Origin of the sequence: uncultured Psychromonas sp. (genome assembly GCF_947489755.1) — a bacterium.
Classification (GTDB): domain Bacteria; phylum Pseudomonadota; class Gammaproteobacteria; order Enterobacterales; family Psychromonadaceae; genus Psychromonas.
Genome location: NZ_CANLFB010000002.1, coordinates 229,607 through 236,613, shown reverse-complemented (window position 1 = coordinate 236,613; position 7,007 = coordinate 229,607). Strand labels below are relative to the sequence as shown.

The window sequence follows — 7,007 nt, the reverse complement described above, 5'->3', positions numbered from 1 at the left end:
ACTTGCATGTGTTAAGCCTGCCGCCAGCGTTCAATCTGAGCCATGATCAAACTCTTCAATTTAAAGTTTAATTTGCAACCTAAGTTGCGACTCAATATTACTGACTAAAACTATTGTTGCTTATAAATAAACAACGATTGTTATTCTGAATTAATGAATTAATTCGTGTGTCACTATTATTGATGTTGCCTTTACAAGAAAGGACTTTGATTTTTTTGAAATCACATCAACAACAAGTGCTCACACAGATTGTTTGATTAAATTGTTAAAGAGCGTGCCTTTAGGCTAGGCGGCGTATATTACGCGCCTTTCGAACAATGTCAACGTCTTAATTTAACTTAATTTCGAAGCGAACTACGAAGCGTTAATACGTTAAAAACTATTCTCAGTTTTGGTTAGTGGCTTGCGCCTCCGTCCTTGTCTGTGCGGCGTATTATAGGGATAGCGAAACTATTCGCAAGCGTTTTATGATGATTATTTACAATTAATTTTTATACTTACTTTGGCCACAAGTTACACACAAAAATGACCAAGTTATCCACAGAGTTATTAGATGGCTTTAGCAATTGCAGCAAGATCATCAAATATAGCCGTTGCTAATGATTCGCCCTGTTCAGTGATCTCTTTACCTGAACGTACTAAATAGTTAGTTTTAATCCCTGCAGCGATACCTGCTTGTAAGTCAGACGTTTTATCGCCCACCAAAATTGATGCATCTATATCTATATTGAGATCTTCAATGGCATTCATTAACATCCCAGGTTTTGGCTTACGGCATTCACAGTCAATTTTAAATTCACCTTGGCCTTCTTCACTATGATGAGGACAATAGTAAATACCATCTAAATCGACACCGCGATCAGACATAGACCAATCCATCCATTCAGTTAATGTATTAAATTGCGCTTCAGTGAATAAACCACGTGCAATTCCTGATTGGTTGGTGATAACAACTAGTAGGTAACCTTTTTTCTGAAGTTCAATACAGGCTTCAATAGTACCTTCAATAAATTCAAAATCATCTCTCTGTGAAACATAACCATTATCTTTGTTAATGACACCATCTCGGTCTAAAAATATTGCGGGTTTTGCATTACTCATTTTACTTCTCTATTTCAGCGTTGTTTAATGATGTTATTATGCCATCCATTATTATCTCCTACTATCAATAAAGAGTACCTACTATGAATAGACTTATTGTTATTATTTTCATCGCCCTTGTTTCTGGTTGTAGTAATTATCAATTTCACTCCAATGTTGATAAGGAAAACTTCGATAATTACTTCAAACCCTCTCACGTAATTGTTTATGATAAAAAACAGTTATTAGATCTCGAATATACTGTTTTAGGTGCAGTCGAAGGAAGTAGTTGTCAGGAAGCTGAAATAGATGTTCCTGCCAGTCAACGCGAAGCACGTACTAAAGCAAGATTCAATGCCGCAGATATGAATGCTAACGGTATTATATTTCACTCTTGTCTCAATATTGAACGAGATGAAACCTGCGTTAGTAATGTGATTTGTTACGGACGTGCATTAGATGTAGAACTACCTGTTGATGAATAATTTTCAGCATCAGGTAATAGCAACGATTCACTCTCCCTATAAAGAGAAGTTTGCAGTACCAAGACAGCCGGGCTTAGTGCCTAGTGCAAAAGCGGAGTTAGAGATATTACCGCCCTATGATGATATTAATGCTTTTAATGGGTTAGATGATTTTAGTCATTTATGGCTAATTTTTGAGTTCCATAAAAACATAACAACCACTGATACTGAAAGTAAGTGGTCTCCTACTGTACGTCCTCCACGCTTAGGAGGTAATAAACGAGTTGGTGTATTTGCCACTCGTAGCCCAAATCGTCCTAATTCAATTGGTTTATCATTAGTAGAGTTTCATGGATTGATTCAACGCGATGGCAAGTTATTCCTTTCATTGAGTAATATAGATTTAGTAGATGGCACACCTATTGTTGATATTAAACCTTATATTCCCTATGCCGACTCTATTCCAGAAGCTAAAGCAGGTTTTGCACAAATATCTCCAGCACTAACATTAGCAGTGAGCTTTAATGACAAAGCTCGCTTACAACTTCACGCGTTATCTGAACAATATCAAGATTTACAACAATTTATTATTGAAGTATTACAACAAGATCCGCGACCTGCTTATAAAAAACTAAAACCAGATACAAAGGTTTATGCAATGCACCTTTCTGACTTTAATATTAAGTGGCAATGCACATTGGACACAATTACTGTTTTATCTATTGAATTGGTTTGATTCTTCCTAGATTCGCATAAACCTAAATTTGCATAGATAAGTGCAATTACTTCGATTCAATAGTCAATTTTTAAAGATCCAAAGCTTAACTTGTAGCGACCTAATGGTAAACGCTGTCATACCATTAAGTCGTTCTTATTTTTATACACTTACTTTAGACTTTGATAAAAGATAACCAATAACACCACCCGCTAAAGCACCAAATAAATGACTTTCATAAGAGATGTTGGGTGAACTCGGTAAGACACCAAACACTAACCCTCCATAAACGACTAAGACTAATACAGAGATAATGATATCTCTAAAATGCCTTTGTCTAAATCCGTAAACAATTAAGTATCCCCACATGGCATAAACGACCCCACTCATCCCAATATGAATACTGCCACCTCTCGCAAATAACCAAACTAAAGTCCCCGTGCTTAATATCGATAATATAAAAACAAGCCAAAAACGTCTTAAACTATGTAATCCAATTAAACTTGAAAAAATAACAAAAGGAAAAAAGTTACTAATCAGATGTGCCCAACCGCCATGTAGAAATGGAGCAAAGAGTATTCCCGATAAATGGCTGGCTTCTCGCGGAGCAATACCAAAACGATTAACGGTAAAAACACTATTAATAAGTAATAAAATGGTACAGCACAACATAATCACTAAACTATGTTTTGCTGGTTTTAGATATCGTTGCATATAGGTTCCTCTTAAAGATTATGTAAAACTAACTAAATTTAGGGCAAAAACACAACATTATTGAGTTAAAACAGTTAACAGTGCTTTAGTCCATAGCCATCGACTGCTAAAATCAGCCAACTTTTATATAAGCAATCGATAGAAAACTATCAACAAGGATCACCATGCGTACTACCAATTATTTATTATCCACTCAAAAAGAAGCACCAAGTGATGCAGTAATTGCCAGCCACCAGCTGATGTTACGCGCAGGTATGATCCGTAAATTAGCATCAGGTCTATACACTTGGTTGCCGACAGGTTTGCGCGTTTTACGTAAAGTAGAAAACATTGTGCGTGAAGAAATGGAACGTGCAGGTGTTGTTGAAATTTTAATGCCCGTCGTACAACCAGCAGATTTATGGCATGAAACAGGTCGTTGGGACAAATTCGGTGGAGAGTTGTTACGTATTAAAGATCGTAACAACCGTGATTTCGTTTTAGGTCCAACGCATGAAGAAGTGGTAACAGAATTAGTACGTAAAGAAGTTAATAGTTACAAACAGCTGCCACTTAACTTATTCCAAATTCAAACTAAATTCCGTGATGAAACTCGTCCTCGTTTTGGTGTGATGCGCGCACGTGAATTCACCATGAAAGACGCTTACTCTTTCCACCTTGAGCAAGAGTGTTTAGAAAAAACATATCAAAATATGTTCAATGCTTACTGCCGTATTTTTGATCGTTTAGGGCTAGAGTATCGTCCAGTGATAGCTGATACAGGTAGTATTGGTGGTAGTGCTTCTCATGAGTTCCATGTTTTAGCATCAAGCGGTGAAGATGCGATTGTATTTTCGGACCAAAGTGATTACGCAGCAAACATTGAAAAAGCAGAAGCGCTTACGCCAACGTTTGAACGCCCAGCAGCAAATGCAGATGTTGCAATCATTGATACACCAGATGTACATACTATTGATGATGTTAGTAACTTACTTAATATTCCTGCTTCACAAGTAGTAAAAACCCTATTAGTACAAGGTGAAGTAAAGAAAGATGAGGCTGTACCTGTTATCGCATTAGTATTACGCGGCGATCACAACTTGAACGAGATTAAAGTTGAGCATATTGAAGGCATTGCAAGTCCATTATGCTTTGCAAGTGCTCAACAGATTATGGATGCTGCAAATTGTGATGCGGGTTCAATCGGTCCTAAAGGCTTAACTATCCGTACTATTGTGGATCGCTCAGCTGAAAAATTAGCTGACTTTGTTTGTGGTGCAAACGAAACAGGTAAACATTTAACTGGCGTTAACTGGGATCGCGATATTAGTGATTATGAAATTGCTGATTTACGTGAAGTTGTTGAAGGTGACCCAAGTCCATGTGGTAAAGGTACACTATCAATAGCACGTGGTATCGAAGTGGGTCATATTTTCCAATTAGGTGATACGTACGCAAAATCAATGAATGCTGCAGTATTAAACCAACAAGGCAAAAACCAAGTAATGACCATGGGTTGTTACGGCATTGGTATTTCACGTATTGTTGCAGCAGCCATTGAACAGAACAATGATGCAAACGGTATTATCTGGAATGATACACTTGCGCCTTTCGCTGTTGTTATCGTGCCGATGAATATGAAAAAATCTCATCGTGTTGCAGATTTAGCAGAGCAATATTACGCCGAGTTAACAGCAGCCGGTATTGAAGTATTATTAGATGATCGTAAAGAACGTCCAGGTATTATGTTTGCAGATGCTGAGCTAATCGGTATTCCACATACCTTAGTCATTGGCGATCGTAGTATTGATAACGGTGTTATTGAATATAAAGATCGTGCTTCTGGTGAGAAAAAAGAAGTTAAAATTGAGGAAGTGGTTGAATTTATTAAAGCGAAATTTGCTTAAATAAGAACATAACCTTTTAATATACACTTATTAAAACCACGCTTTTATTGCGTGGTTTTTTGTCACTACACTTTCTTAAAGCAACGCCGACACATTCCTACTCTTTTTATTAAACTACTTTCATAGTAGATTAGTATCAATATCCTCTTAAACAAAACCTAGTTAACACTTAATCAAAACAGAGTTTATATGGCATACTTTTTAAGAGTTTTATTATTACCTTTTCTTTTTACTTTATTACCTATCGTAGGTCAGGCTGATACCCCAATGCTAGAGAGCACACTAAACAGTAAATTAGATAACAGCTTAGATAATAAGTATCAACTCAATACAGAAGCGAGCCTTGATAGTCATTTCTCTCCTGTTATTAATGCTTTTTGGGATAAACATGCTCAAATTAAAACATTCAAAAGTGAAGTGGGCGGCACCATTAATACCGTTCACATTAAAACAGGCAGTGCTAGTGCTATTGTCATTAGTCAAGGTCGCAATGAATCTGTATTAAAATATAAAGAATTAGCTTTTGATTTAAGTCACCAAGGATATGACGTTTTTTTAATTGATCATCGTGGTCAGGGATTTTCAAGTCGCTTAGGTGGTGATGCACATCGTGGTCATGTTCAAAATTTTAATGATTATATTACCGACCTAACTACCTTTGTAAATTCATTACAGTTAGAACGACATTACCAGTCTCGTTTTATATTGGCTCATTCAATGGGCAGTGCGATAGGCGCTTTATATTTAGAAGAACAACCACACCCTTTCTCTGCAGCTGTTTTATTGAGCCCTATGTTTTCTATTAATCTCGGGGCTCTGCCTGTTTTTGTTGCAAAGGTAATTACTTATATCAGTAACCTAATCTGTCGTTGGTTTAGTGATATAGCTTGTTATGCACCAGGAGTAGGCCCTTATAAACAAACTCCTTTTGAGCACAATGTATTAACCAGTAGTTCTAAACGCTTCCTATCTAGTTCAAATACATTCAATGAAACACCTGAAACTCAATTGGGTGGACCGACAATGCGCTGGATAAATGAAAGTTTATTTGCAACAGAAAAAGCGATTCAAAATGCCTCGAATATTGATATCCCTATTATGGTTATTAAGGGTGGCGCAGACACGGTTGTAACAGAACAAGGCCAAGATGCATTTTTTGCCAATACAAAACATTGCAAGGGTAATAAGTTGATACGTATAGAAGGTGCTCGACATGAACTACTGTTAGAGCAAGACCAATACAGAATACCAGCAATAAACGAAGTACTCGATTTCTTTCAACAATCTCAACAAGGTAAACTGTCATGTATAAAATAGCCATCTCAGATCTTGATGGAACCTTACTTGGACCAGACCATAAAGTGTCAAGTAAAACTACAGAAAGTATTCAGCAATGGAGAAACAGTGGTAGAAAGTTTGTTATCGCCACTGGACGCCATTACATAGAGGCCAAAAAAATTCAAGATGAGTTAGGTGCACCAATTCCTCTGATCACTTCAAATGGGGCGCGTATACATGATCAACACGGCCATATTATTTTAAAGCAGAACTTACCTACTGATATCGCAACGGCTATCTGTGAAAGTAGTTTCGATCCATCGGTACAAATAAACTTATTTACAGATCAAGCATGGTTCGCTAACTTTTCAATACAAGCGTTAACAGGCATGAGCATTGATACAGACTTTCATTGCCAAGCAACTGACTTAAAAGTAATCGACAAATCAAACACTATTAAAATATTTTTTTGGGGAGATAGAGAAAAGTTAGATGTGATTTATAAAACATTACACGCACAGTTTGCAGATAGGATTAACCTGACTTTCTCATTAGATAAATGCTTAGAGGTCATGGAAGCGAATACCAATAAAGGTGCAGCGGTAAATGCCGTTCTGAAGACAATGAATTTAACCACCCAACAAGCAATTGCTTTTGGTGATGGAATGAATGACGTTGAAATGTTAAAAATGGTTGGTAAACCTATATTAATGGCTAACTCACAACAAGATCTTTTAAATGCACTGCCTGATGCCGAAATTACTCAATCATCCAAAGAGCATGGTGTTGCGATTAAGATGGATGCGATTTTAAGCGTTGCTTTAAATTAAATAATTAAGCGCGAATAGTAGAGCATATAAACCTTTAAAT

7 protein-coding genes and 1 rRNA gene are annotated in these 7,007 nt (G+C 36.7%); 5 read left to right on the top strand and 3 right to left on the bottom strand.

All coding sequences use genetic code 11. The annotated features are described in order from the left end of the window. Both Q0794_RS02275 and gmhB read right to left on the bottom strand, forming a co-directional pair. Window positions 1-62 (bottom strand): 16S ribosomal RNA (locus tag Q0794_RS02275); the annotation flags it as partial. A 487-nt stretch (window positions 63-549) separates the two neighbouring features. Then, entirely contained in the window at window positions 550-1,101 is a 552-nt protein-coding gene (gene gmhB, locus Q0794_RS02270; RefSeq protein ID WP_298939883.1) for a D-glycero-beta-D-manno-heptose 1,7-bisphosphate 7-phosphatase, read from the bottom strand. Window positions 1,102-1,184: 83 nt separating this feature from the next. On the opposite strand from gmhB, the gene rcsF reads away from it, so the two are divergent. Beyond that, window positions 1,185-1,565, top strand: a complete 381-nt coding sequence (rcsF, locus tag Q0794_RS02265; RefSeq protein WP_298939882.1) for an Rcs stress response system protein RcsF — start codon at window positions 1,185-1,187, stop codon at window positions 1,563-1,565. Then, on the top strand, window positions 1,558-2,280 hold the full coding sequence (gene tsaA / locus Q0794_RS02260) for a tRNA (N6-threonylcarbamoyladenosine(37)-N6)-methyltransferase TrmO (protein WP_298939881.1): 723 nt from the start codon (window positions 1,558-1,560) through the stop codon (window positions 2,278-2,280). The genes rcsF and tsaA overlap by 8 nt, the downstream gene beginning before the upstream one ends. Window positions 2,281-2,421: 141 nt before the next feature. On the opposite strand, the gene Q0794_RS02255 is transcribed toward tsaA, so the two are convergent. Then, entirely contained in the window at window positions 2,422-2,973 is a 552-nt protein-coding gene (locus Q0794_RS02255) for a rhomboid family intramembrane serine protease (protein WP_298939880.1), read from the bottom strand. A gap of 164 nt (window positions 2,974-3,137) precedes the next feature. Between Q0794_RS02255 and Q0794_RS02250 the strand changes: the two genes are divergently transcribed. The 3 genes from Q0794_RS02250 (at window position 3,138) to Q0794_RS02240 (ending at window position 6,967) form a co-directional block, all read left to right on the top strand. Continuing rightward, window positions 3,138-4,859 (top strand): proline--tRNA ligase, encoded by a 1,722-nt coding sequence (locus Q0794_RS02250; RefSeq protein ID WP_298939879.1) that lies wholly within the window; start codon window positions 3,138-3,140, stop codon window positions 4,857-4,859. Window positions 4,860-5,048: 189 nt separating this feature from the next. Next, entirely contained in the window at window positions 5,049-6,176 is a 1,128-nt protein-coding gene (locus Q0794_RS02245) for an alpha/beta fold hydrolase (protein WP_298939878.1), read from the top strand. Continuing rightward, the gene (locus Q0794_RS02240) at window positions 6,164-6,967 is read left to right on the top strand and encodes a Cof-type HAD-IIB family hydrolase (protein ID WP_298939877.1); all 804 of its coding nucleotides are present in this window, start codon (window positions 6,164-6,166) and stop codon (window positions 6,965-6,967) included. The genes Q0794_RS02245 and Q0794_RS02240 overlap by 13 nt, the downstream gene beginning before the upstream one ends. Window positions 6,968-7,007 lie beyond the last annotated feature (40 nt).